Source organism: Bacillus licheniformis DSM 13 = ATCC 14580, from assembly GCF_000011645.1.
Classification (GTDB): domain Bacteria; phylum Bacillota; class Bacilli; order Bacillales; family Bacillaceae; genus Bacillus; species Bacillus licheniformis.
Window position 1 is genome coordinate 3,061,552 of the sequence record NC_006270.3, and the last position, 23,776, is coordinate 3,085,327.

General features: G+C 46.2%; 24 protein-coding genes and 2 riboswitches. Of the genes, 9 read left to right on the forward strand and 15 right to left on the reverse strand.

Going from position 1 to position 23,776, the window contains the following annotated elements; genetic code table 11:
* Window positions 1-22: 22 nt before the first annotated feature.
* Together TRNA_RS37210 and TRNA_RS37215 are read right to left on the reverse strand one after the other, a co-directional pair.
* The gene (locus TRNA_RS37210) at window positions 23-1,204 is read right to left on the reverse strand and encodes an MDR family MFS transporter (protein ID WP_011198218.1); all 1,182 of its coding nucleotides are present in this window, start codon (window positions 1,202-1,204) and stop codon (window positions 23-25) included.
* 119 nt (window positions 1,205-1,323) lie between these two features.
* Complete coding sequence (locus TRNA_RS37215) at window positions 1,324-2,148, reverse strand: MetQ/NlpA family ABC transporter substrate-binding protein (RefSeq protein ID WP_011198219.1); 825 nt, start codon at window positions 2,146-2,148, stop codon at window positions 1,324-1,326.
* 56 nt (window positions 2,149-2,204) lie between these two features.
* A riboswitch (SAM riboswitch) is annotated at window positions 2,205-2,312 on the reverse strand.
* 131 nt (window positions 2,313-2,443) lie between these two features.
* Here TRNA_RS37215 and TRNA_RS37220 point away from each other — a divergent pair.
* Complete coding sequence (locus TRNA_RS37220) at window positions 2,444-3,124, forward strand: sunset domain-containing protein (RefSeq protein ID WP_011198220.1); 681 nt, start codon at window positions 2,444-2,446, stop codon at window positions 3,122-3,124.
* A gap of 27 nt (window positions 3,125-3,151) precedes the next feature.
* On the opposite strand, the gene TRNA_RS37225 is transcribed toward TRNA_RS37220, so the two are convergent.
* The 7 genes from TRNA_RS37225 to TRNA_RS37250 form a co-directional block, all read right to left on the reverse strand.
* Window positions 3,152-4,483, reverse strand: a complete 1,332-nt coding sequence (locus tag TRNA_RS37225) for an ABC transporter permease (RefSeq protein ID WP_011198221.1) — start codon at window positions 4,481-4,483, stop codon at window positions 3,152-3,154.
* Window positions 4,473-5,171, reverse strand: a complete 699-nt coding sequence (locus TRNA_RS37230; protein ID WP_011198222.1) for an ABC transporter ATP-binding protein — start codon at window positions 5,169-5,171, stop codon at window positions 4,473-4,475. Before TRNA_RS37230 ends, TRNA_RS37225 begins: the two co-directional genes overlap by 11 nt.
* A 25-nt stretch (window positions 5,172-5,196) precedes the next feature.
* Window positions 5,197-6,174 carry a permease gene (locus TRNA_RS37235; RefSeq protein WP_009329415.1) on the reverse strand — a complete coding sequence of 326 codons (978 nt, stop codon included), beginning with the start codon at window positions 6,172-6,174 and terminating at the stop codon, window positions 5,197-5,199.
* Window positions 6,168-7,046, reverse strand: a complete 879-nt coding sequence (locus TRNA_RS37240; protein WP_003184563.1) for an ATP-binding cassette domain-containing protein — start codon at window positions 7,044-7,046, stop codon at window positions 6,168-6,170. The genes TRNA_RS37235 and TRNA_RS37240 overlap by 7 nt, the downstream gene beginning before the upstream one ends.
* Window positions 7,039-7,431, reverse strand: a complete 393-nt coding sequence (locus TRNA_RS37245; RefSeq protein WP_003184565.1) for a GntR family transcriptional regulator — start codon at window positions 7,429-7,431, stop codon at window positions 7,039-7,041. The genes TRNA_RS37240 and TRNA_RS37245 overlap by 8 nt, the downstream gene beginning before the upstream one ends.
* Window positions 7,432-7,473: 42 nt before the next feature.
* On the reverse strand, window positions 7,474-7,602 hold the full coding sequence (locus tag TRNA_RS44305) for a hypothetical protein (RefSeq protein WP_016885611.1): 129 nt from the start codon (window positions 7,600-7,602) through the stop codon (window positions 7,474-7,476).
* 125 nt (window positions 7,603-7,727) lie between these two features.
* Window positions 7,728-8,000, reverse strand: coding sequence for a YtzC family protein (locus tag TRNA_RS37250; RefSeq protein ID WP_003184568.1), 273 nt, complete (start codon window positions 7,998-8,000; stop codon window positions 7,728-7,730).
* A gap of 152 nt (window positions 8,001-8,152) precedes the next feature.
* Here TRNA_RS37250 and TRNA_RS37255 point away from each other — a divergent pair, with 152 nt between their 5' ends.
* From TRNA_RS37255 to gltP, 3 genes are all read left to right on the forward strand, one after another.
* Window positions 8,153-9,121, forward strand: coding sequence for a TIGR01212 family radical SAM protein (locus TRNA_RS37255; protein ID WP_003184569.1), 969 nt, complete (start codon window positions 8,153-8,155; stop codon window positions 9,119-9,121).
* Window positions 9,118-9,702, forward strand: coding sequence for a class I SAM-dependent methyltransferase (locus TRNA_RS37260; protein ID WP_003184571.1), 585 nt, complete (start codon window positions 9,118-9,120; stop codon window positions 9,700-9,702). Before TRNA_RS37255 ends, TRNA_RS37260 begins: the two co-directional genes overlap by 4 nt.
* Before the next feature lie 180 nt (window positions 9,703-9,882).
* Complete coding sequence (gene gltP, locus TRNA_RS37265; protein ID WP_003184573.1) at window positions 9,883-11,133, forward strand: glutamate-aspartate/proton symporter GltP; 1,251 nt, start codon at window positions 9,883-9,885, stop codon at window positions 11,131-11,133.
* 40 nt (window positions 11,134-11,173) lie between these two features.
* On the opposite strand, the gene TRNA_RS37270 is transcribed toward gltP, so the two are convergent.
* Window positions 11,174-12,253: a tetraprenyl-beta-curcumene synthase family protein gene (locus TRNA_RS37270; RefSeq protein WP_003184575.1), complete on the reverse strand. Its 1,080-nt coding sequence runs from the start codon at window positions 12,251-12,253 to the stop codon at window positions 11,174-11,176.
* A 14-nt stretch (window positions 12,254-12,267) separates the two neighbouring features.
* Window positions 12,268-13,047, reverse strand: coding sequence for an alpha/beta hydrolase (locus tag TRNA_RS37275; protein ID WP_011198223.1), 780 nt, complete (start codon window positions 13,045-13,047; stop codon window positions 12,268-12,270).
* A gap of 43 nt (window positions 13,048-13,090) precedes the next feature.
* Here TRNA_RS37275 and TRNA_RS37280 point away from each other — a divergent pair, with 43 nt between their 5' ends.
* The 3 genes from TRNA_RS37280 to TRNA_RS37290 all read left to right on the forward strand — a co-directional run bounded on the left by TRNA_RS37280 (window position 13,091) and on the right by TRNA_RS37290 (window position 15,505).
* Window positions 13,091-13,609 (forward strand): gamma carbonic anhydrase, encoded by a 519-nt coding sequence (locus TRNA_RS37280; protein ID WP_009329418.1) that lies wholly within the window; start codon window positions 13,091-13,093, stop codon window positions 13,607-13,609.
* A gap of 188 nt (window positions 13,610-13,797) precedes the next feature.
* Window positions 13,798-14,310, forward strand: coding sequence for a phosphatase PAP2 family protein (locus TRNA_RS37285; RefSeq protein ID WP_009329419.1), 513 nt, complete (start codon window positions 13,798-13,800; stop codon window positions 14,308-14,310).
* A 58-nt stretch (window positions 14,311-14,368) separates the two neighbouring features.
* Window positions 14,369-15,505 (forward strand): glycosyltransferase family 4 protein, encoded by a 1,137-nt coding sequence (locus TRNA_RS37290; RefSeq protein ID WP_011198224.1) that lies wholly within the window; start codon window positions 14,369-14,371, stop codon window positions 15,503-15,505.
* 43 nt (window positions 15,506-15,548) lie between these two features.
* Here the strand turns inward: TRNA_RS37290 and asnB are convergent, their stop codons facing one another.
* Window positions 15,549-17,447 (reverse strand): asparagine synthase (glutamine-hydrolyzing), encoded by a 1,899-nt coding sequence (gene asnB, locus TRNA_RS37295; RefSeq protein ID WP_003184584.1) that lies wholly within the window; start codon window positions 17,445-17,447, stop codon window positions 15,549-15,551.
* Between the two features lie 229 nt (window positions 17,448-17,676).
* A complete protein-coding gene (gene metK, locus TRNA_RS37300; RefSeq protein WP_003184586.1) occupies window positions 17,677-18,879 on the reverse strand; it encodes a methionine adenosyltransferase in 1,203 nt (400 codons plus the stop codon).
* 332 nt (window positions 18,880-19,211) lie between these two features.
* A riboswitch (SAM riboswitch) is annotated at window positions 19,212-19,349 on the reverse strand.
* 194 nt (window positions 19,350-19,543) lie between these two features.
* On the opposite strand from metK, the gene pckA reads away from it, so the two are divergent.
* Together pckA and TRNA_RS37310 are read left to right on the forward strand one after the other, a co-directional pair.
* Complete coding sequence (gene pckA / locus TRNA_RS37305) at window positions 19,544-21,127, forward strand: phosphoenolpyruvate carboxykinase (ATP) (RefSeq protein ID WP_003184588.1); 1,584 nt, start codon at window positions 19,544-19,546, stop codon at window positions 21,125-21,127.
* A gap of 249 nt (window positions 21,128-21,376) precedes the next feature.
* The gene (locus TRNA_RS37310) at window positions 21,377-22,561 is read left to right on the forward strand and encodes a dicarboxylate/amino acid:cation symporter (protein ID WP_003184590.1); all 1,185 of its coding nucleotides are present in this window, start codon (window positions 21,377-21,379) and stop codon (window positions 22,559-22,561) included.
* A gap of 40 nt (window positions 22,562-22,601) precedes the next feature.
* Here the strand turns inward: TRNA_RS37310 and TRNA_RS37315 are convergent, their stop codons facing one another.
* Together TRNA_RS37315 and TRNA_RS37320 are read right to left on the reverse strand one after the other, a co-directional pair.
* Window positions 22,602-22,844 (reverse strand): DUF2584 domain-containing protein, encoded by a 243-nt coding sequence (locus tag TRNA_RS37315; RefSeq protein WP_009329422.1) that lies wholly within the window; start codon window positions 22,842-22,844, stop codon window positions 22,602-22,604.
* A 24-nt stretch (window positions 22,845-22,868) separates the two neighbouring features.
* Entirely contained in the window at window positions 22,869-23,669 is an 801-nt protein-coding gene (locus TRNA_RS37320; protein ID WP_009329423.1) for an alpha/beta hydrolase family protein, read from the reverse strand.
* Between the last annotated feature and the right edge of the window lie 107 nt (window positions 23,670-23,776).

Consider the following 23,776-nt stretch of genomic DNA (forward strand, 5'->3'; position numbering starts at 1 on the left):
TTACCTATTTTTTCTATATTACTCATGCATCTGACTGAGCGGAGAGCTGCTTTTCCTTCCTGTTGTATAAAAACGCCGTTCCTATTGCAATCAGCAGCAATGCGAGCAGAACCGCGAGCAAAAGCTGCATACTAAAATAATCAACCAGCATTCCGCCAAAAAGCGGTCCGATCATTCTTCCGCCGGTCGCCATACTGTTGACAAACCCTTGATAAAACCCTTCTTTCCCTCTCGGTGCGAGACGGTTTGCAATCGTCGGCACAGCCGGCCATACAAGCATTTCGCCAATGGTCAGCACAACCATCGCAGCAAGAAAAGCCGGAAACCGTTCAGCGCCAAACAAAATTCCGTATGCCATCATAAAAATGACAAATCCGATCACGATTTGGTTTTTCAGCGATTCGGCAAACCGTTTCACAAAAAAACCGATCAGCGGCTGACCGAAAACGATGAGCGCCCCGTTCACTGTCCAAAGCACGCTGTACTGCCCAAGAGATATCCCCAGCTCCTGGGTATGTGAAGCGATGGTCGAGGACCATTGCGAATAAGCGATCCAGCCGAGCAGGTAGCCCGTACATATGACCAAAAGCGCAGAAAATTTCGATTTCCCGCTGACTGAATCGGCATGATCCAAAACAGATGACTGCATGGCTTTTTCAGACCGGATGCGTTTAAATCCGAAAAACGCAATCATGAAGAAGACGGCGTACAGCATCGCATTCGCGAGAAAAACATACGTAAATGAAAAAGAAGCGACAATTCCGCCGAGCGCTGAGCCAACTGCCACACCTGCATTTTGGGCCACGTATACAGAGTTGAACGGCTTTCTGCCGCCTTCCGGCCAAACTGATCCGGCCATTGCATAGCATGCCGGAAAAACGATCCCTGATCCAAAACCGGCCAACGTTAAGAAAAGAATGTACTGGAACCAATCGTGAAAAAAGACGAGGCCAGAAAGGCTCGCAAACGTGATCACAATTCCAAGAACAACCGTTTTAAATCCGCCGATTTTATCGAATAGATATCCCCCGAACAGGTTGCCCAGCACATTTGCCCCTGAGTTCAGCATCAGCACAAATCCGGCCGCTGTCAGCGACTTTCCCAAATGCTGATGGATATAGATGGTATTCAGCGGCCATAAAAAAGATGCCCCCGTGACATTGATAAACATTCCGATGACCAAAAGCCATAATGTGCGCGGCATAGCGTTTCCTTCTTTCTCTTTATCATTCCCTCTAGATTCTATTCGTTTTGCCCATTTTTTTCAATTGACACGTTTTCGATTTTCAACATAAAAACCCCCTTTTTAAAGGGGGAATTTTTTTATGATTGCGTCATCCATTTCGGCTTTCCGAAACCGGCGAATTCCCGATCGATCGTCTCCTCGAAAGCTTTGGATTTTACCGCTTCTTTGAGATCTTTGGCGAATGGCTTGTCTTTGTTTTTTTCATCCACTACCACTTGGTTGCGGTAGCGGTCGGGCATGTTCTCAAGCGCTAGGGCGTCCTGCAGCTTCATATTGGCGGAGAGAGCGAAATTTCCCGGGACGGCCGCGATATCCAGGTCATCGACAGCTCTTGGAAGATTGGCGGATTCAAGCTGTTTAAATGTCAGCTTTTTCGGATTTTCCGCAATGTCCTGCACAGAGGCTTTCAATGTGTCGACATCGCTTTTCAGCCGAATCAGCCCCTGATCCTGAAGGGTTAAAAATGCCCTGGCAGCATTGGCCGGATCGTTTGGAACAGCCACTTCCGCTCCGCTTTTGACATCGTTCAAGTCGTTATATTTGGCAGAATAGAGCCCCATCGGAGCAGTCGGCACAGAAATGAGAGCCGCAAGATTTTTATTGTTTTCTTGATTGTATGATTTCATAAAAACCTCATGCTGAAACAAATTCGCGTCGAGCTCGCCTTCACTTAACGCAGTATTCGGCTGTACATAATCGGTGAATTCGATCACCTCCACTTTGTAGCCTTTTTTCTCAAGCTCAGGTTGAATCGCTTTTTTGACCATATCGTAATACGGTCCTGCAGTGGCGCCTATTTTGATCGTTTTGCCGTCGCTTGCGGCATTGTTTCCGCACGCGGCCAGAAGCGCCAGGCTCAAGGCCAGTCCCAGCGCAGAAGTCCATTTTAATAACTTTTTCATGTTGATCTCCTCCTTCAAAATAAAAAAACTCTTTCAGCCGCCTGAAAGAGTTGTTCAACTTATCTTTCAGAATGCGCCTGACATTCTGCTGGATTTAGCACCTTGCACTGCTGCAGGTTGCTGAGATTTCACCGGGCCAGTCCCTCCATCTCTCTTTATAAGCTGCATATTCGGTTTTTAAATGATTTCTTTATTTTACGTTTGAATATTTAGATTTGCAAGAAGTTTTTTCGGTATAAACATTTTTTTCTTTTTAAGCTAAAATATAGTTATCAATTAAGAAAGGAGACGAATCATGGAATCTATCATGCTGATCGGGTTTTTATCCTTCCTTTTTTCCATCTGCTATCTTGTATTTCATTTGATCAGAAGGATTTTTTCTCCAGGCAAAAGGTTTTCCAGGAAACTCTTTTATCCTTGTTTTGCCGGCGGACTTCTCCTCCTGATCATCTCTGCACCTTATTACGATGAGGAAACATATGCCGCCGATGAGAAAAAAACGGAGAATCTGACAACCGAGCTTCAGGAACTGAAAACTGAACACAGCGCTTTGCAAAAGGAGCAAACCGCATTAAAGCAGCAGGTCAAACAGGCAAACAAAAAACTGAAGGCAGTCAAAGCGGAGAATGACACATTAAAAAAAGAAAACGAAAAACTGACAAAAGAAAAAGATTCGCTTACGAAAAAAACAAAATCGCTGACAGAAAAACTGGCCAAGGCTGAAGAAAAAAGCGGCAGTGCCGAAACCTCTGTAAAAGAAAAGAGCGCCGCCGCTCAGGCCGAAGCGTCACACAGCACGCCCGCCGCCAAGAAAAGCAGCGCTGAAAGCAAACAGGAGTGCAAAATCAAAGGAAGCGTCAACCATATTTATCATACACCGGGCAGTACATATTATGACCGCACGAAAAACGTCGCTCGCTGGTTCTGCACAGAACAGGAGGCGCGTGATGCGGGGTACAGACCGCCAAAACGTTAAAAAGCCGGCATACCGCCGGCTTTTTTCCTAAAGCTCTCTTCTTAATGCTGTCAGCACGTTCGTTCTTGTCGCTTTAATGGCCGGATTCAGGCCGGAAAGAATGGCGACACCCGCACTGATCAATGTCGCGATGAGGACAAGACTGACCGGAATATGCGAGAAGGTGATACTGAGCTCTGCCGCACTCGCTTCTCCTTCTGAAACCGATGATAAAATGACAGGTATAATCTTGTTCACTAAAAAGCTGACACCGTATGAAATGATAATACCTAAAACAGATCCTAAGATGCCGATATAGGCGCTTTCCAGCAGGAACATTTTTCGGATCACATTCGGGCTTGCACCGATCGCTTTCATAATGCCGATTTCCTGCGTCCGCTCTGTAACCGCCATTGTCATCGTGTTGAAAATCCCGATCGCTGAAATAAAGACGGCAATGACTCCGACAAAGATCAGACCGATTTTAAAAGCCATGAAAAAAAGATTGATGCTATCGAGCTTTTTCGTTATTGAATCGACGTAGTAGCCTTCATCCTCCAAATCTGTTGTCAGCTGTCCGACATGTTCAAAGTTATCCGCGTAAACCGAAAGCGTTTTTTCGATCATGCCGCTGTCTTTTTCCGACTTCAGAAAGCCGGTGATGTCTTTTTGCATGCCGTTGCTGACATAGACTGTTGAATCGCTCGCCCATTCATACGAAGGTTTTTTTGTCACTCCGACAACTTTCAGATCATATGTTTTCGCTTCCCCTTCTTCTCCTGTTTTTTCATCCATTTTTGAGATCTTTAATTCAATCGTTTTGCCGAGAATATCTTCTTCGTATCCTTTCGGCTCTTTTGCTTCCTCAGCATTATTTTCCATCTGCTTTTCATAATCTGCGGCTTCCTTTTTCGTCCAGAGGTTCTTCCCGAAATGGTAGCCGACGACAATTTCATTCGGTGTTTTCGCTACGCGGCCGCGATCGAGTTTGATATTGGCTTTTTGCTCAGCGGCCATGTCGGTAATTGTAATATTCGACATTTGATTATTGGTCCTGTTGCCCAATTTTGCTTCAGCAGGTGCGAACACGTTTGTGCGCTCGATAATCGCGGACACATCTTTGCGGTTTTCAAATTCTTTCAGGTCTTTCTTTTGAACCTTTTGATCGCTTTGCCCTTCTTTTCCGACAACATTTATCTCGGTCACGATCTGCTCTTTCATCAGCTGTTCAGTCATTGATTTTTGCAGTCCGAATCCGACCGATGCGAGCACGATTAAAAACGCGCAGGCCACCGTTGTTGCGAGAATGGTCATGAATACACGCAGGCGGTTTTTCCTCATATTTCTTCTAATGAACTTCAACTGGTCCTTAAACTTCAACAGTCTCTTCCCCTTTCTCTAACACGCCGTCAGATAAATGAAATTTCGTATTGGCGATCGATGCCACCTCGTCATCGTGCGTGATGATGACAAATGTAATGCCGCGTTCCCTGTTCAGCTGCCGAATGAATTCAAGGATTTCCTGCTCTGTTTCGGAATCCAGGCTTCCGGTCGGCTCGTCGGCTAAAATGATTGAAGGATTCAAAATCAAAGCGCGGGCGATGCTGACGCGCTGCTGCTGTCCGCCTGAAAGCTCATTCGGATAGTGGCCGGCGTGGTTTTCAAGGCCGACGCGGTGGAACATCTCGTTGACGCGCTGCTTCCGCTCCGACGGATGAACACCTTTTAAAGTCAGGGGAAGTTCGATATTTTCGAAAGTCGTCAAGCTCGGAATCAGCTGAAAACTTTGAAAGATGAAGCCGAAATGTTCAAGCCTGAATGCGGCCCATTCTTTCTCGCTGTACTTCGTGACATCCGTGCCGTCAATCATGATCTTCCCTTTTGTCGGGGCGATGTAGCCGGAAATCAAGTTCAGCAGTGTCGACTTTCCGGAGCCGCTCCGTCCGACAATACAGGCGATTTCTCCTTTTTCAACGGTAAGCGAGACGTCCTTTAACACCTTAATTTCATTTTCCCTTCCCTTTTTGCCGACTTTAAACGAGTGGTGAATATGCTTTACACTGATCATTTGTAAATCTCCTCTCCATTAATGATTACAGCTGTTTTATTTTTTTGAAAATCAAGAAGTAACTGATTAAAAATCCGACTGCCGAACCGATCAACATACCGAATATATAGCTGAACAGACTCGAAGCAGCGGCTGTGCCGAATCCCCAGATGCCGAATAAAATCACGAGAATCTGGATCGGACGATCCATTTTTCTCCAAAGGAAAAAATGTCCGTTCCGTTCAAGCTGCTGTTTGATAAAGCAGAAATAGCCGATTATATAAAACAAGATCCCCATGGCGAGCGGAATAAGCGTAAAGGCCAGGCTGCCGTCTTGAATGCCGAAACTGTTGAGGTATATGATCGGCGTTATATAATCTAGTAGTTCTGTTTCACCATAAAAGAAAGCAGGGTCATGCCCAAAGAAACCCAGGATGATTCGTAAGTTGGCCAGCGGAAGGCCGATCAGCAAATACGGCAGAATCGACGCTGAAAAAGCAACGATCATCTGGGCCAGCGGATTGCCGGTCATCGCGCCCGCCGCCATGACAAGCGAGTAGACCATAAAGCAGAAGATAACCGCCCCGATAAAATACTCATGGAAAAAGACAACGTCAACGTTATACAAAATAATCAAAGCGTAAGATAACAAGTAAGATAATAGCTGGGCTGTTAAAAGAATTGAAATGCCGAAGAAATATTTAGTATTGAAAATGACGCCGCGCTTGTAAGGGAGGCCGAGTGTAAAGTCAAGCGTTCCTCTGCTCCGTTCAAACCCGATCTGGCTGATCGCAAGCGCGACTCCGCCAACCCAGAACATTCTCATGGCCCCGCTTACCCCATAATCTTTATATAAAACGCACTCTATATCGGGAAATTTTTTCTGTTCTGCAAGGCATCCCTGGTACTGGAAATAATCATTCAAAATCGCAAGCGGTTCACTCAGCAACACCGCTGCAAAAACAACTAAAAAAATCCAGAAATGCTGTTTCCATTCTTTATATAAAAGTCCGCGGTCTACCATCTTCGCTTACCTCCATACTTCGCGATGAATACTTCCTCAAGACTGACCGGAAGCTCGTTCCAAACTTTCGGAGACAAACTTTTAAGAAATTGTTTGCTCACATTGTCTTCTTTCGGAACCAATACCGTATAAAAGACGCCGGTGTGGTCCAAAACAGGGATTTCCCTTTCCCTGATTTTTAAATTGACATCTTCTTCAAATGCCATTTGAATTTTAATAAAATCGCCTTTCAGTTCATCAAGATCCATGATGTTCGACAATGTATTGTCTTCGAGAAAACCGATTCGGTTGCACATTCTTTCAATGTCCTCAAGCCGGTGAGATGTGATGAGAATCGTCGTGTTGTTTTCAGCCACTTCATCGACCATCAGCTGAAGAACGTCTTGTCTTGTGACGGCATCAATGCCGTCTGTCGGCTCATCAAGCAGGATGACCGCCGGCCGGATCGCAAATGACAGGATCAGCGACATTTGCTTTTTCAATCCTGTAGACAATTCCCTGTACTTTTTTGTTTCGGGAATATCGTATCGGTTCATTAATTCATTTGCATATGTAACATCAAAGTCCGGATAAATGTTACGCAAAATATTGACGAGCTGTTTGTAATTGTATTTTTCGAAATAGGTGTTTTGAACGGGCATATAGACGATGTTGCGCTTGACGAGCGGATGATCCTTCACCTTGACGCTGCCGAAAAAGATATCTCCCTCATCAGGCAGCAGGATTTGCTGAATCAGGCGAAGAAGCGTCGTTTTTCCTGAGCCGTTTCTTCCGAGAAGTCCGAAAATCTCTCCTTCCTCCAGCTTAAAGGAGATGTCTTTAAGTATTTGTTTTCCGTCAATCGTTTTTGAAACAGATTTGAGCTCAATCATTCACTTCGCCTCCTCTCACTTCTTCGTCGATTTCCGCCATCCACTCCTGCAGCTTTTTGGTGTCGATCCCCGCGTAATGCGCATCGATGATCAGCTGCTTTAACTGCTCTTTAATCATCGCAATCTTCCCTTCATCAAGCGTAACTTTCGCGTTTTCTGAAATATACGTTCCTCTTCCCCTCAACGTTTCAATAATCCCTTCCCGTTCAAGTTCTTTATAGGCTTTGCTGACCGTATTCGGGTTTGCAATGATAATGGTTGCAAGCTCTCTGACAGAAGGAAGTTTATCTCCAGGCTTGATTATCCCTTTTAAGCACAGCTCTTTCATCTGCTGGATGATCTGCTCATAGATTGGGGTTGAGCTTCTCGGATCGATTTGAATCATCTATCTCCCTTCTTTCTCGTTCAATCTCAGCGTTATTCACTTTTAAAAAAACACATATCCCAAATTTTCTTGAATCATAAAGCCCAGCTTCGCAAGTACAAACAAGAACGAACAGGCAATGATAAACGCCACGACAACCATTGGCGTTACTTTTTTATGTTTATCACTCATGAGTATTGCTCCTTTACATGTGTGTGTTAACTGTATTACTCGATGTAGTACACTTAATACAATATAGACATCGTCCTTTTTTGTCAATCGCTTTTTTCAAAAAAATGAACCCTTTCAAAAAGGGTTCATCTTTCATACGATCTCTGCAGAATCATATTGTTTTGAAGGGTTTGCAGCTGGAGCCTTTTGCGGTGAATTTCCTCCCTTTGCTGCTCATTGGCAAACAGCGAAAGCTTGTTTAATTCATTGACCGCGTTTTCAAGCATCAGCTGCGCATCGCTGTACTCTGTCTCATTGTAATGTTCCTGCCTGCTTGCAGTTTCAAATTGAGATAAAGCATAATCATAAGCATCTTCGCTTCTTTGGATGTGCTCTCCGACGGATTGTCTTGTAGCCAAAGTAAACCCCTCCTTAATGGAAAAATCCATCGTGATTAGTTTGGCCATCACAGCTGTGATCATTGAAGAAAATAATTGGGAATCGGTTTGTTCTTATCGTGTTTATTTGCTACAATTTTAGGATGCGTGATACTAAAAGGAGGTCCTTTTGTTTGCATCAGAACAACCCTTTTCCATATACGAACAGTGAAAAACGATATCATACATGGAATTATCATTTAAGAAATCATTTCGGTCATAAAGTGTTTAAAGTCGCCCTTGACGGAGGCTTTGACTGCCCGAACCGCGACGGTACGGTCGCACACGGCGGATGCACATTTTGCAGCGCCGCAGGGAGCGGAGACTTTGCGGGAAACCGCGCCGACGATCTGATTACCCAATTTAATGAAGTGCGCGACAGAATGCATGAAAAATGGAAAGACGGCAAATACATGGCGTACTTTCAAGCATTTACGAATACGCACGCTCCCGTCAGCGTTCTTCGCGAAAAATACGAGACCGTCCTCGGCCTTGACGGCGTAGTCGGCCTTTCAATCGCTACCCGGCCGGATTGTCTACCTGACGATGTTGTCGAATATCTTGCCGAGCTTAATGAACGCACATACCTCTGGGTGGAGCTCGGCCTTCAGACCGTTCATGAACGGACGGCTGATTTGATCAACCGCGCCCATGATTTCGACTGCTACGTGGAAGGCGTGAACAAGCTGAGGAAACACGGCATCCGGGTCTGCTCCCACATCATTAACGGACTGCCTCTCGAAGACCGCGGCATGATGATGGAAACCGCAAAAGCCGTCGCCGATTTGGACGTGCAGGGGATTAAAATCCATCTGCTCCACCTGTTAAAAGGGACACCAATGGTGAAGCAGTATGAAAAAGGAAAATTAACGTTCCTTTCTCAAGATGAATATGTCCAGCTTGTTTGCGATCAGCTTGAAATTCTTCCGCCGGAAATGATCATTCACCGGATTACGGGTGACGGACCGATCGAATTGATGGTCGGACCGATGTGGAGCGTCAATAAATGGGAAGTCTTAAACGCCATCAACGGGGAATTGGAAAGGCGCGGCAGCCATCAGGGGAAATGGTTCAACAAGGCGAAAGAAGGCATGGCCACATGAAGCTCAAGAAAATCCTCCCGTATGCGAAAGAACTGCTGAAAACAGCCGCAGGCGAAGGAGACATCGTCATTGATGCGACAATGGGAAACGGACATGATACTCACTTTTTAGCTGAACTTGTCGGTGAAAGCGGGCATGTCTATGCCTTTGACATTCAAGAAGCAGCTCTTATGAATACTGCCGAAAGACTTGGAAACGAGTATAAAGACCGGGTGACATTGATTCAAAAAAGCCATGATGAGCTCACCACTTCGCTTCCTGACGACATCTCAGGCAAGGTGGCAGCAGCCGTGTTTAACCTCGGATATCTTCCGGGAGGCGACAAATCGGTGACGACAAAAAGCGATTCGACCATCGCCAGCATCAAGCAGCTTCTCAAAATCCTGAAAAATGAGGGGCTGATCGTGCTTGTCGTCTACCATGGCCATCCCGAAGGAAAGCGGGAAAAAGACGCCCTGCTCGAATTTTGTGCATCGCTCGACCAGGATACGGCCCGTGTCCTCTGTTACCAATATTTAAACCAGCGAAACGATCCGCCGTTTATCATTGCGATCGAAAAGAAAGAAGCGGTCCAAAAGTGACATCCTGAAATCCTCCGTTTGGAGGATTTTTTTCATTCAAACATAATGTAAGCGATATCAAAATAAAATATGAACACTTTAGATTTCGGAATTTTCTAAAAAACACCAAATAATGGAGGTGGTTTCACTCTTTGTCGCGAAATTATTGAAAACTCATGGAAAATACGGAGGGATTTCGCTTTGAAAAAATTTATCGCTTATCAAATTTTGATCGCACTCGCCATTGGAGCAGTTATCGGACATTTCTTCCCTGATTTCGGAATGGCGCTGCGCCCCGTCGGAGACGGATTTATCCGTCTGATTAAAATGATCGTCGTTCCAATCGTTTTTTCTACAATTGTCATCGGAGCGGCCGGAAGCGGAAGCATGAAAAAAATGGGCAGCCTCGGCATCAAGACGATTATTTGGTTTGAAGTGATTACGACGTTCGTGCTCGGACTCGGGCTGCTTTTGGCTAATGTGTTAAAGCCCGGCGTCGGCCTTGACCTTTCCCATTTGGCCAAAAAGGATATCGACGAACTCTCGGGCTACACGGAAAAAGTGGTCGATATTAAACAAATGATCCTCGATATCATTCCTACCAACATCGTTGACGTCATGGCCAGAAATGATTTGCTCGCCGTGATCTTCTTTGCGATATTGTTCGGCGTTGCAGCTGCCGGGATCGGCAAAGCCTCGGAACCTGTCATGAAGTTTTTTGAATCTGTTGCCAACATCATGTTCAAGCTGACGCAGATGGTGATGGTCACAGCGCCTATCGGCGTGCTTGCTCTTATGGCCGCATCCGTCGGGCAATACGGCATCGAGCTCCTGCTTCCTATGTTAAAATTAGTCGGCACTGTTTTTCTCGGACTGTTTCTCGTTCTTTTTGTTTTATTTCCGATCGTCGGTCTTGTTTTTAAAATTAAATACTTCGAAGTCCTGAAAATGATTTGGGATTTGTTTCTGATCGCGTTCTCCACGACGAGCACAGAAACAGTCTTGCCGCAGCTGATGGACCGCATGGAGAAATACGGCTGCCCAAAACGGGTCGTTTCCTTCGTGGTTCCTTCAGGCTTATCTCTGAATTGCGACGGCTCCAGCCTATATTTATCGGTCGCCTGTATCTTTTTGGCGCAGGCTTTCAATATAGACATGAGCATTTCCCAGCAATTGCTCATGATGCTCGTGCTAGTGATGACAAGCAAAGGGATCGCCGCCGTGCCATCTGGCTCGCTCGTCGTCCTTCTGGCTACCGCCAACGCAGTCGGCCTTCCCGCTGAAGGAGTCGCGATTATCGCGGGAGTGGACCGCGTGATGGACATGGCGCGAACAGGCGTGAACGTGCCGGGTCATGCTGTCGCCTGCATCGTTGTTTCTAAATGGGAAAAAAGCTTCCGGTATAATAAGCGCTTTGTGCTTGAAAAACAATACCGGACGGAAAGCTTATAAACGGCAAAAGCTCAAGCCGATAAACGGTTTGAGCTTTTCTTTACGAGCTTTTCATCCACGGCATTTTTTGAATTTTGCGGTATGCCCTGCCGTTAATATAGAAAAAGAAAGATGTTTTGCCGCTCGCTTTAATCAGCTTTTTCGCAAGCCGGCCGATTTCCTTCTGGCCCGCTACTTTGTCATCCGACAAATAAACGCCTAACAGTCCTCTGTTGATCAAACGGTGAAAGTTTTCGTGCGGAATCCCGCGCAAATGTTCATCCGCCATTTCGATGAAATATTCGAGCCTTTCCATCATATCTGAATGTGATGGGTAATAAGTGCAGAAATTCAAATCCCCGCCGATTAAATCTTCCTCCTGGTCAATTAAATAATCGAGCAGGATGTGCAGTCCCTGTATGTACGGAAAATAGCTGTCGCGGATCTTTCCGGCCATCGATTCAGTAAAATCGGGACGGACGGAATACGATACGAGGCAGAAGATGCCGAGCGTTGAACCCGCACAGGCCGAGAACTCATACCATTCCATTTTCGGCAGAGCCGATTTATAATTCTCAAACCACGCTTCGAGCCGGGGAACACGCTCATGCTCCACTACGTGTTTATGAACTTGCAGGTCGCAATAGTAGCTGCAAAGCTCAATCAGATGCTCCTTGATCAGATCATAGTTCTCAATTTCCGCAAGCACGCCTTGACATGTTTTCACTAAGTCGTGCAAATAGCCTTGATCATCCTGATCTTCCCTGAACCGGTAATAGTTTTTCAATTCAGCCCCGACTGTCAGCGCGTCTTTCATCGACTGGTGAAGCATGGTGAAATCATCCGGATCAAGCGAGGTGCTCCGGTCGCATAGATTGTCGAGGTAGTCGCTTATCGTCTGATACGCCGTAATAAACCGGATCGACTGCTCGATTTTGTCTCCTGAAAGAAGGGCCATAATGCCGCCGCCTTCACAGTGAAAGGTTTTATCCCTGATGCTGGCTTTCGCCTGCGTTTTCAGTTCGGGATTTTGAATCGTTTCAGCTTTTCGTTTCCACTTGTCCAATTCCTGATGAACAAGGGGAAAAACCTCTCTGTATACTTTAGCCATTAATCCAAAAGGATGCTCCGGTACTGCCAAAGAATGCACCTCCATTATGTTATATACTGCTCCGCAAACGCTCTGGCCGCTTTAAAAACGTCTTCCCGTTCAGGCTCATTGAAAATTTCGTGGTACAAGCCATCCCATTCCCTGTACGTCTTATTGTGGGAAGCAAGCTGGTTAAACCACTTGACGACCATTTTTTTGTCGACAAGCCAGTCGGTGCCCGCCTGCATGACAAAGAGCGGGATGTTGAGAAAGGCGTCCGTCGGCTCCATCGCGCTTTTCAACGCTTTTAACATTTCTTGATACCATCTGACAGAAACTTTTGTGATATATAATGAATCGTTGATGTCCATTTCGATGACTTCTTTGTTTCTCGTCGCTTTATCAGGCGTGATCCCGGATTCAAACCGCATAGACGGCGCCAAAACGTTGAGCCCCTTGGAAATCAAGTCCAGAAATTTGTTCGGCTTTAATTGCAGCCCGAGACAAGGGGATGATAAAATGAGACCGGCAATGCCGCTTTGCTGCTGCTTAAACCATTCGATCGCAATCAGGCCGCCCATGCTGTGCCCGAGCATAAACACAGGCAGTTCAAATGCTTTCGCCCTGGCGACCCATTTGTCCACTTCATCAATATATTCTTGAAAAGAGCGTATATGTCCTCTTTCTCTTGTCGAAGTGCCCTGGCCGGGCAAATCCCCCATCACGACATTAAAGCCGGATGAACGCCACATTTCGGACAGCCATTTATACCGCCCGTGATGCTCACATGCACCGTGAATGACGACGATTGTAGCAACAGGTCTTTCCGCTTCCATGCACCACATGCTGACCACCTCACACAATTTTATAAATGAAAGGATGAAACCTATGATCTACCCTTATAAAAAAACGGAACCCGTTATTCATGAAACGGCGTTTATCGCCGACAACGCGGTCATCACCGGAGATGTAACAATCGGAGAGCGATCAAGCATCTGGTTCTCTTCTGTTATCCGCGGCGATGTCGCCCCGGTCAGAATTGGAAAAGGTGTGAACATTCAAGACCTTTCCTGTCTGCACCAAAGCCCTGAACGCCCTCTCGTGATTGAAGACGGTGTGACGGTAGGCCATCAGGTTACATTGCACAGCTCCGTGATTCGAAAGCATGCCCTTATCGGAATGGGGTCGATTATTCTTGACGAAGCGGAGATCGGGGAAGGCGCTTTTATCGGGGCGGGCAGCCTTGTCCCGCCTGGCAAAAAGATCCCGTCCGGGCACCTCGCATTCGGCAGGCCCGCCAAAGTCATCCGTCCGTTAACCGACAAAGATAAACAGGAAATGGAAAGAATACGCAAAGAATATATTGAAAAAGGACAATACTACAAATCCTTGCAAAAAAAAGATTAGCTTTGCTACAACTTTACCATTTTTCCACCGATAATTTAAGCAAAAACCTTTTCGGCCGCACGCGTCTGCGGCTTTTTTCTTTTTCCGAAATCTTTACAAATACTTATCATTTGCTAAACATTCATTTTTTACAATAAAAAATGAAGCAGCCATACATGTAAAGGGGGTTAGGACATTTGAATAAACTGATGGTTGGCATTTACAACTTTGAATGCCGGATTTTCCTCGGTATGAACAGATTATTTCATCAAAAAACACTCAACCGTTATTTTCGTTCCTCAACTCATTTGGGAGGGGCTATGTGCACGATTTCTGCCTGCCTGTCTCTCTTGCTGTTCGGCTCGGGAAGTGTTCGTACAGCGGGGATGGCCAGCGCCCTTGCACTTTTGGTCAGCCACCTTCAAGTCATGCTGATCAAAAAGCTGTATCCGAGAAAGCGGCCGTATTTAACGCTAAAGGAAACTCAGGTTTTGCAAAATCCGCTCAAGGATCATTCTTTTCCATCCGGACATACGACAGCTGTATTTTCTGTTATTACACCGTTAATGATATTCTTTCCGATACTCGCGCTTTTATTAATACCGGTTGGCGTCAGTGTGGGGCTCTCCAGGATTTATCTCGGTCTTCATTATCCATCGGATGTTCTGGCAGGCACAGCCCTCGGGATTTCAGTCGGAACCTTGTCGGCGATGATCTTCTAAGCCGGCCGTTTCTTCCAAAGCGTCACTGATTTTTCACACACAAACAGGAGGGGAAACGATGAAAATTGCGATATTTACGGACACGTTCACACCAGATGTGAACGGCTGCGCCAGAACGCTGAAAAGGTATACGGATTATCTTGAAAAAAACGGGATGCCCTATAAAGTATTTGCGCCGGAAAGCACGCATGAAACACAATTTTCGAGCCGCATCCGCCGTTTTACGAGCATGCCGTTCTTCTTATACCCCGAGTGCAGAATCGCTCTTCCTAATCTCATCAAAATGAAATCAGAACTCCGCGAATTCCATCCCGATCTCATTCACATCGCGACTCCTTTTAATATCGGCCTGGCGGGGCTCAAGCTTGCGAAGAAATGGAACATCCCCGTCGTAGGCTCTTACCATACCGATTTTGACCAGTACCTTTCATATTATGATCTTCAAATGTTTTCCAAACTCTTATGGAAATATATGCTCTGGTTTCATAAAGATTTTCGAAAAGTTTTTGTGCCTTCGCGCGAAACATTTATGCAGCTTAAAGCCAAACAATTCAGGAACCTCTCCATCTGGAAGCGCGGCGTGGACTGCTCGCAGTTCAGTCCGGCGCATCAAACCGAACACATCCGCAGGCGATACGGCATAAAGGAAACCTATATCCTCAGCTATGTCGGAAGGCTTGCACCTGAAAAAGACTTGGAGACGCTGCTCAAGATCGCAAGTCACCCCGCTTTGAAAGATGACGTCCACTGGCTGATCGCCGGAGACGGCCCGTTAAAAAAAGAGCTTGAGAAGCGAGCTCCCCTCAACATGACTTTTGCCGGCTATGTCAAAGGAGAAGAGCTGGCAAGCATCTATGCGAGCTCAGATTTGTTCGTCTTTCCTTCTCCGACGGAAACCTTCGGAAATTCCGCCCTTGAAGCGCTCGCCTGCGGGACGCCTGTTATCGGGGCAGACTCCGGCGGCCTGAAAGATTTTATACAGAACGGAAGAAACGGTTTTCTTTCCGAACCTAGAAATCCGGAAGCATTCACCGCAAATATATTGCGCGTCCTCTCCAACCCATCGTTAAAAAAACGGATGGCATACGAAGCGAGAAGCTATGCCCTTACCCAGTCGTGGGACGTGATCTTTGACAATCTCCTCTCCGAATGTGAAAGCGTGCTTGCAGATTTATCAGCAGAAAAACCGGCATAAAAAAAGAAGGTTTTCGGTTAATCGAAAACCTTCTTTTTTTGGCTTAAACAATAATGACCTCTTTTGGCTGATGGTTCAGCTCTTCCGGTACAAAGCGTTTTTCAACGAAAATGCTGTGCCAGATCATAAAGATGAGAACCGTCCAGATTTTGCGGCTGTTATCCGCTTTGTTGGCGCAGTGGTCTTCAAGAAGCTGAAGCACGTAATCTTTATGGATATATGCATCTGTCTCGCTCTCTTTAATGATGTTCACGGCCCAGTCATGCATTTCGTTTTTCAGCCAGTGGCGGATTGGCACAGGGAACCCTAGTTTTTTGCGGTTTAGCACGTGTTCTGGAACGATGCCTTCCGCCGCTTTTCTAAGAAGATATTTTGTCGTGCCGTTTTTCGTTTTCAGCTCTTCGGGAATTTTGGAAGCCGCTTCAAATACGACTTTGTCCAAAAACGGAACGCGAAGCTCCAGCGAATTGGCCATCGTCATTTTGTCGGCCTTCAGCAAAATATCGCCGCGCAGCCATGTGTGGATATCGACATACTGCATTTTATTGATTTCGCTGTAGGACCTGCTTTCTTCAAAATATGGCTTTGTCACGTCACAGTAAGACAGGTTGCTGTCATATTGGCGAAGAAGTTTTGATTTCATGCCTTCTTCAAAAATCTTTGCATTGCCGATATATCTATCTTCAAGAGGAGTACAGCCCCTCATTAAAAAGCTTTTCCCTTTCATTCCTTCCGGCATCGCTGAAGCTACGCGCAGAAGCATCTTTTTCAGCGGGGACGGGATCCGCTCAAACGGCTTTAATGAAAGCGGCTCTCGGTAAATATTGTAACCGCCGAACAGCTCATCTGCCCCTTCTCCTGACAAAACAACCGTAACTTGCTTCTTCGCTTCCTTCGCGACAAAATACAAAGGAATCGCAGCAGGGTCTGCCAGAGGATCATCCAGATGCCAGACGATCTTTGGAAGCTCGTTCATATATTCCTCAGGGGAAATGATCGCGCTGAAGTTTTCCACGCCGACCTTATCAGCGGTTTCTTTCGCAACGTCAACTTCGCTGAAGCCTTCATGTTCAAAGCCGACAGAGAACGTCTTTAAGTTGGGATGGAATTGCTTCGCCACTGACACGATAAAGGACGAGTCAATGCCCCCGGAAAGGAAGGAACCTACAGGCACATCGCTTCGCATATGAACTTTTACAGAATCAAAGATCGCGTCTCTTACTTCCTGAACAAGCTTGTCTTCTTCTGTCTGAACCGGCTTGAATTGAACTTTCCAGTATGTTTTAAATTGAATATCCTCACCCGGGCGGACGGTAAACTGATGGCCCGACTCTACTTTTTGCACCTTTTTGTCCAGCGTCTCAGGCTCCGGAACGAATTGGAACGATGTATACTGCTGAAGCGCTTTTTCATTCAATTCCAAGTCAGCATCGACAGCCATCAGGCTCTTTCTTTCTGACGCAAAATAAACGTGGCCGTCCGTTTTCGTAAAATAGAGCGGCTTAATGCCGAACGGATCGCGCGCTCCGTATAGAAGCTGCTCTTTTTTATCCCAGATTAAAAAAGCAAACATACCGCGCAGCTTTGAAGCGGCTTCCTGTTTGTAGTGGCGGTAAGTCGCAAGCAAAACTTCCGTATCTGAATCGGTTTTGAACTCGTATCCTTTAGAAAGAAGTTCGTCTTTCAGTTCTATATAGTTATAGATTTCTCCATTAAAAATAATCCAATAGGAGTCGTCTTCATAAGACAGAGGCTGTCCTCCATTTTCCACATCGATGATGCTGAGCCTTCTAAATCCGAAGCCTACATGCTCATCATGATAGTACCCATCATCGTCCGGACCGCGGTGTACAATCATTTCATTCATTTGTTTAATCAGTTCTTCCTGTGCTGCTGTCTCGGATGATGGGCGATGATTGAATACCCCTACAAATCCACACATAGTATTGCCTCCGATTTTTTAAATTTCGTGCAGAAATCAAAGTCTGCTTCTTGATTAGACAAGTGTTTAAAGAAAAACGTTTCAAGAAACTTGAAAAATGTTCATATTAAAATATTTGTATCTGGCAATATCACATCAATATTAAATCTGGATATTTTTCAAGTTTCAACATCCGCCCGCATTTTGCCATCGAAAAACAAAGCCGCTTATTAAAGCGGCTATGCGGTTGTTATTCTCCTAATGCATCTTTCTTCAGCTGATCTGCTTTGTCTGTGCGCTCCCAAGGCAGATCGAGATCGAGGCGGCCGAAATGTCCGTAAGCTGCCGTTTGTTTGTAAATCGGACGGCGAAGATCGAGCATTTTAATAATGCCGGCAGGTCTTAGATCAAAGTTTTTGCGAACCACTTCGATCAATGTTTCTTCACTCGCTTTGCCTGTACCGAATGTATCGATTGAAATGGACACCGGCTGAGCGACACCGATCGCGTAGGCAAGCTGTACTTCACAGGAATCAGCAAGGCCTGCGGCGACGATATTTTTCGCTACATATCTCGCTGCATAAGCTGCAGATCTGTCAACCTTTGTCGCATCCTTGCCGGAAAACGCTCCGCCTCCGTGACGGGCATAGCCGCCATAGGTGTCAACGATGATTTTGCGCCCTGTTAAACCGGCATCCCCCTGCGGTCCGCCGATAACAAAACGGCCCGTAGGATTAATGAAGTATTTCGTGTTTTCATCGATCAGCTCTTTTGGAACTACCGGATTGATGACGTGCTCTTTCAGATTGCGCTGGATTTGTTCAAGCGAAATCTCAGGATGATGCTGAGTCGAAATGACGATTGTATCGATGCGAATCGGCTTGTTGTTCTCATCATACTCAACGGTTACCTGTGTCTTTCCGTCCGGACGCAGATACGGCAGAATTTCCTCTTTGCGGACTTCTGTCAAACGGCGAGACAATTTATGGGCAAGCGAAATCGGCAGCGGCATAAGTTCCTTTGTTTCGTTGCAGGCAAAACCGAACATTAAACCTTGGTCTCCGGCTCCGATCGCTTCAATTTCAGCGTCGCTCATTGCTCCTTCACGCGCTTCAAGCGCCTGGTCGACTCCCATTGCAATGTCTGGAGACTGTTCATCTATAGACGTTAAGACCGCGCAAGTTTCGGCATCAAAACCGTATTTTGCACGTGTGTAGCCAATTTCTTTAATCGTTTCGCGGACTGTTTTCGGAATATCGACGTATGTGGACGTCGTGATTTCACCGCTTACCAGCACCAATCCGGTTGTCACAGATGTTTCACAGGCAACGCGGGCATTCGGATCTTTCTTTAAAATTTCGTCTAATATACTATCCGAAATCTGGTCGCAAATTTTGTCCGGATGTCCCTCCGTAACTGACTCTGATGTAAATAACCGACGGTTTTTGCTCATTTATGTTTCCTCCTGTATATGAAGATCAGCCGTGATCTTAAGTATGATACGGAACTCGTCCCTCTTGATTATATGACGATACTCGGGCTTCATACGCTCTCGTTTTGAAACAATTTCCATTATGCTATTCTTGACGAGATTCTGAGTCGAAATTCCCCTTAGCAGAATTTTTCCTGACTGGTTGCCCGGCTAGACCTTTCACGTCCTGTGAAAAACGCCCAGTACCTTCCTCCTGAAGGCAGTTTTTTTAGCAATTTTTGGATCTCGATTTATGCAATAAAAAAACCTTTTCCTATTCGGTGAGGAAAGGGTCTGGTATTGCGTGCCTTTCACTCTTATCGCTCAAGGTATTGAACACCTTGCATCAGGTTAGCACCGTAGTTGTCTCAGAAACTGTTTTTTTCCATTAATAAGAGAAACCGGTTGCTGGGTTTCATTGGGCCTGTCCCTCCACCAGCTCGGGATAAGAGTATCCGCTCAATGAAATATCTTATCTTAAAATGGCTTGTTATGTCAATATCGGCCGAAATAAATTTGAACTTGTCCTACGAGAAAAAACCCGAACGAAAAATGAAGAAACGGTATAGACTATAAGAGTAAATGTGTTATACTAATTCTACATTAATGTTATACACATTAAAAAACACGCAAAGGAAGGTTTTTTATGAATTCTGTAGATTTAACAACTGACTTACAAACGCTATTAACGGGCGAAAACGTTCAGATGAACTTATCCGTTCCCCATTTGGTTGAAAAGATCCTTGAGCGCAAAGAAGGAGTCTTGACATCTTCCGGAGCCGTGCGGGCAACAACCGGTACATACACCGGCCGCTCGCCAAAAGACAAATTCATTGTGGAAGAAGCGAGCACAAAGGACAAAATCGATTGGGGCGCAGTAAACCAGCCGATTTCAGAAGCCGCCTTTGACCGGCTGTACGCAAAAGTGCTCGGCTATTTAAAGGAACGCGATGAATTGTATGTATTTGAAGGGTTTGCAGGAGCAGACGAAAAATACCGGCTTCCGATTACTGTTGTCAACGAGTTCGCCTGGCACAACCTGTTTGCAAGACAGTTGTTCATCAGACCTGAAGAACATGATAAAAAACCTGAAGAACAGCCGTTTACGATTCTTTCAGCTCCGCATTTCAAAGCCGATCCGCTCGTTGACGGAACCAGATCTGAAACGTTTATCATCGTGTCGTTTGAGAAGCGGACGATCTTAATCGGAGGCACCGAATATGCCGGAGAGATGAAAAAATCGATTTTTTCTATTATGAATTTTCTTCTGCCTGAACAAAACATTCTACCGATGCACTGTTCGGCAAACATTGGCGAGGAAGGCGGAACTGCTCTCTTCTTCGGATTGTCAGGTACAGGCAAAACGACGCTTTCCGCCGATCCGAAGCGGAAGCTGATCGGCGACGACGAACACGGCTGGTCCAGCACAGGCGTTTTCAACATTGAAGGAGGCTGCTACGCCAAATGCATTAACTTAAGCGAAGAAAAAGAACCGCAGATTTACAATGCGATCCGCTTCGGTTCCGTTCTCGAAAATGTCGTGGTTGACAGCAAAACCGGAGAGCCGGACTATTCCGACTCATTCTACACGGAAAACACTAGAGCGGCTTACCCGATTGACGCGATTGACAACATCGTCAAGCCGAGCATCGCAGCGCACCCGCAGACCATCGTATTTTTGACCGCAGATGCTTTCGGCGTGCTTCCTCCGATCAGCAAGTTAACGAAAGAACAAGCCATGTATCATTTCCTGAGCGGATATACAAGCAAGCTCGCCGGCACCGAACGCGGGATCACCACTCCTGAAGCCACATTCTCGACCTGCTTCGGTTCACCGTTCCTCCCGCTTCCGGCACATGTGTACGCTGAAATGCTCGGAAGAAAAATCGATGAGCACGGGGTCGGCGTCTTTCTCGTCAATACAGGCTGGACCGGCGGCGGATACGGAACCGGGGAAAGAATGAGCCTCGCATATACGAGAGCGATGGTTCAGGCCGCAATAGAAGGAGAACTGGATAAAGCCGAAATGAGGACTGACCGCATTTTCGGACTTCATTCACCTGTCCACGTTCCGGGTGTGCCTGATCAAGTGCTTGACCCGGCCAAAACTTGGACAGATGAAAACGAATACGAGGAAAAAGCGATCCACCTGGCGAAAGCATTCAAACAGAATTTCAAAAAGTTCTCCAATACGGAAAACATCGAAAAAGCCGGAGGACCGCTCGTTTAACTCAGCCTGCTTGCATCAGCGCAGATCTTCTGCGCTGATCCAGTTTATCGAAAACCTCTTCGCCTATCAGCGGCCGATGCCATTTCCTGGGCAATGATCAAGATGACAGTCAAGCACCGCCTCAGATAAAACGATTCCAATTTGCAAGTATTATTATTTGAAAATACAGACTTTTTTTATTTTTAACAAAAGAAATCTTTCATATGTTAATATTATAAAAACATTTGTATATTTCAGGAGGACACATCTATGAAATTTGGATTACTGCCAAGGATCATTACGGCAATTGTTCTTGGTGTTATCGTCGGAAGCTTTGCTCCGCTTTGGTTCGTCAAAACGGCAGCTACTTTCAATGATATTTTTGGAAGCTTCATTAAATTTGTCATTCCTTTTATTATTATCGCTTTTATTATTCCCGGCATCGGACAAATCGGCAGCGGCGCCGGAAAAATCCTCGGCATTACGGCAGGTATCGCCTACACGTCAACCATTTTTGCAGGCCTCCTGGCGTACCTTGTCGGTTCAAACCTTCTTCCCGCGATCATTTCCGGCCATCAGCTGCAGGAGTTTAAAAATCCGGAAGAAGTACTGCAAGCAGGATTTTTCACCATTGAAATGACGCCGTTTATGAGCGTGATGAGCGCACTGATTTTTGCTTTCATCATGGGGATCGGCATCGCTTATCTGCCCGGAAAAACATTAAAAAACGCGTTTGATGAATTTCAAACGATCGTTGAAAAGCTGATATCATATATTATTATTCCGTTACTGCCTGTTCATATTTTCGGTATTTTCACCAATATGACGTTCGGCGGTCAGGTGCAGACGATTCTATCCGTATTTGCGAAAGTTTTCGTGATGATTATCGTGCTTCACCTTGTCATACTCTTGATTCAGTACTCCGTTGCGGGTGCTGCAAACGGCAGAAATCCGCTGTCGCTGTTGAAAATCGTAGCACCGGCATACTTCACCGCGCTCGGCACACAATCGTCAGCGGCAACGATTCCCGTTACGCTGAGACAAGTCAGAAAAACGGGGGCAAGCCAAAAAGTGGCTGACTTCGCCGTTCCGCTCCTGGCCAACATTCATTTGTCAGGAAGCACAATTACACTGACAAGCTGTGCAATGGGCGTGATGATTCTAAACGGTCAAACGCCGACTTTTTCGGTCATGATGCCGTTCATTTTAATGCTTGGCGTCACAATGGTCGCAGCGCCCGGTGCACCAGGCGGTGCCGTCATGGCCGCTGCCGGATTGTTGCAGTCGATGCTCGGCTTTAATGAAACTAGCGTATCGTTGATGATCGCTCTTTACCTTGCCCAGGACAGCTTGGGCACAGCAACGAACGTAACAGGAGACGGCGCTCTCACCATGCTGATTCACAGGCTGACTTCCAAAAAAGGAATCGGAAAAGAGGAAAATGTGCCTGCATAATACAGAAAAGCCAAGGACGCTATCCGCGCCTTGGCTTTTTTTAATTCGTGGAATTTAATGATACGAGCCTGTATGTTAAATGAGTCCGTCCGTCTGACCATTCAAGGCGCTCCGCCTGCGCGGTGCCGGTAATGTCGCCCCGCTTGGTCTTTCTGACTTCAAGCGGCACATGAAGAGGGTAAACCCGATAACCTTCTTTCTCGAGTGTAAACACATTTTCCTCAACCCGCGTTTCTTTTCCTTTTGTCACAATCATCGTGTTAAATTCAACTGGCATTCCCACCTAAAGTCCCCCTCCTTTTCTCTTTTACTTTAGTTTACCATAACTTGTCCAAGGACGGCTTTTCATCCATTGGGATAATTCTCTAACAATCCGCCTGTTTTCGCGCGGAGGAAAATAGTGGGTATATTGGCTGAAATACCACGTATCCACAGACTTGTTCCTTCGCAGAAGTTCACGCTCAAGACGCCGCGCATGCTCGATGGAGACATTTTCATCGTTTGCTCCGTGGATCAAAAGCACGGGCGCTTCAATCTTCTCCAGCTCGTCAAAAGGCGTCCTCCATTCATACGCTTCGGGAACCTTTTCAGGCGTCCCGCCGATGACCCGCTTCATCATCCGCCGCAAATCTTTTCGTTCGCGATAGGTCATGACCATGTCGCTGACACCGCCCCAAGACACAAACGAAGCGGCCGCTGCTTTCATTTCGATTGCCGTTAAGATGCCCATGATTCCGCCGCGGGAAAAGCCAAAAATGTGAACGCGTCCGTCCTTTACCAGTTCGTGCTTCTGAAGAAGACGAAAAGCGGCAAAAGCATCTTCCCGGTCATTACCTGCAAAATCCTCATCGCCTTCTCCTCCTTGATTGCCCCTGTAAAACGGAGCAAGAACGACAAAGCCCTGTGAAGCGAACTGGACGATTCGGCCCGGTCTGACCATCCCGACGTTTTTAATTCCGCCGCGCAAATACAAAAACCCGTCATAATTTCCGGGAGCGGCCGGTTCGGCCAAAAGCCCCTTAACCTTGAGTCCTTGTGAAAGGTATGTGACGGAAAACAGACGCACCTCTTTGTTCGGCGATGGAAACCTTCTTTTTTCTATCCACATTCGTCACGTCACCTCTTTTAATCCGCAGCTGTCCCTCACACCTGTTTAGTATATAACATAAACTATTTTATGCCGAAAATAACCGAAATCAAAGGAGGGAAATCGGT

Excerpts from the sequence above, each read along its gene's own strand:
- TRNA_RS37210 (WP_011198218.1), bottom strand. The coding sequence starts at position 1,204 with ATGCCGCGCACATTATGGCTTTTGGTCATCGGAATGTTTATCAATGTC.
- TRNA_RS37215 (WP_011198219.1), bottom strand. The coding sequence starts at position 2,148 with ATGAAAAAGTTATTAAAATGGACTTCTGCGCTGGGACTGGCCTTGAGC.
- TRNA_RS37220 (WP_011198220.1), top strand. The coding sequence starts at position 2,444 with ATGGAATCTATCATGCTGATCGGGTTTTTATCCTTCCTTTTTTCCATC.
- TRNA_RS37230 (WP_011198222.1), bottom strand. The coding sequence starts at position 5,171 with ATGATCAGTGTAAAGCATATTCACCACTCGTTTAAAGTCGGCAAAAAG.
- TRNA_RS37235 (WP_009329415.1), bottom strand. The coding sequence starts at position 6,174 with ATGGTAGACCGCGGACTTTTATATAAAGAATGGAAACAGCATTTCTGG.
- TRNA_RS37240 (WP_003184563.1), bottom strand. The coding sequence starts at position 7,046 with ATGATTGAGCTCAAATCTGTTTCAAAAACGATTGACGGAAAACAAATA.
- TRNA_RS37245 (WP_003184565.1), bottom strand. The coding sequence starts at position 7,431 with ATGATTCAAATCGATCCGAGAAGCTCAACCCCAATCTATGAGCAGATC.
- TRNA_RS44305 (WP_016885611.1), bottom strand. The coding sequence starts at position 7,602 with ATGAGTGATAAACATAAAAAAGTAACGCCAATGGTTGTCGTGGCGTTT.
- TRNA_RS37260 (WP_003184571.1), top strand. The coding sequence starts at position 9,118 with ATGAAGCTCAAGAAAATCCTCCCGTATGCGAAAGAACTGCTGAAAACA.
- TRNA_RS37275 (WP_011198223.1), bottom strand. The coding sequence starts at position 13,047 with ATGTGGTGCATGGAAGCGGAAAGACCTGTTGCTACAATCGTCGTCATT.
- TRNA_RS37280 (WP_009329418.1), top strand. The coding sequence starts at position 13,091 with ATGATCTACCCTTATAAAAAAACGGAACCCGTTATTCATGAAACGGCG.
- TRNA_RS37285 (WP_009329419.1), top strand. The coding sequence starts at position 13,798 with ATGGTTGGCATTTACAACTTTGAATGCCGGATTTTCCTCGGTATGAAC.
- TRNA_RS37290 (WP_011198224.1), top strand. The coding sequence starts at position 14,369 with ATGAAAATTGCGATATTTACGGACACGTTCACACCAGATGTGAACGGC.
- asnB (WP_003184584.1), bottom strand. The coding sequence starts at position 17,447 with ATGTGTGGATTTGTAGGGGTATTCAATCATCGCCCATCATCCGAGACA.
- metK (WP_003184586.1), bottom strand. The coding sequence starts at position 18,879 with ATGAGCAAAAACCGTCGGTTATTTACATCAGAGTCAGTTACGGAGGGA.
- pckA (WP_003184588.1), top strand. The coding sequence starts at position 19,544 with ATGAATTCTGTAGATTTAACAACTGACTTACAAACGCTATTAACGGGC.
- TRNA_RS37310 (WP_003184590.1), top strand. The coding sequence starts at position 21,377 with ATGAAATTTGGATTACTGCCAAGGATCATTACGGCAATTGTTCTTGGT.
- TRNA_RS37320 (WP_009329423.1), bottom strand. The coding sequence starts at position 23,669 with ATGTGGATAGAAAAAAGAAGGTTTCCATCGCCGAACAAAGAGGTGCGT.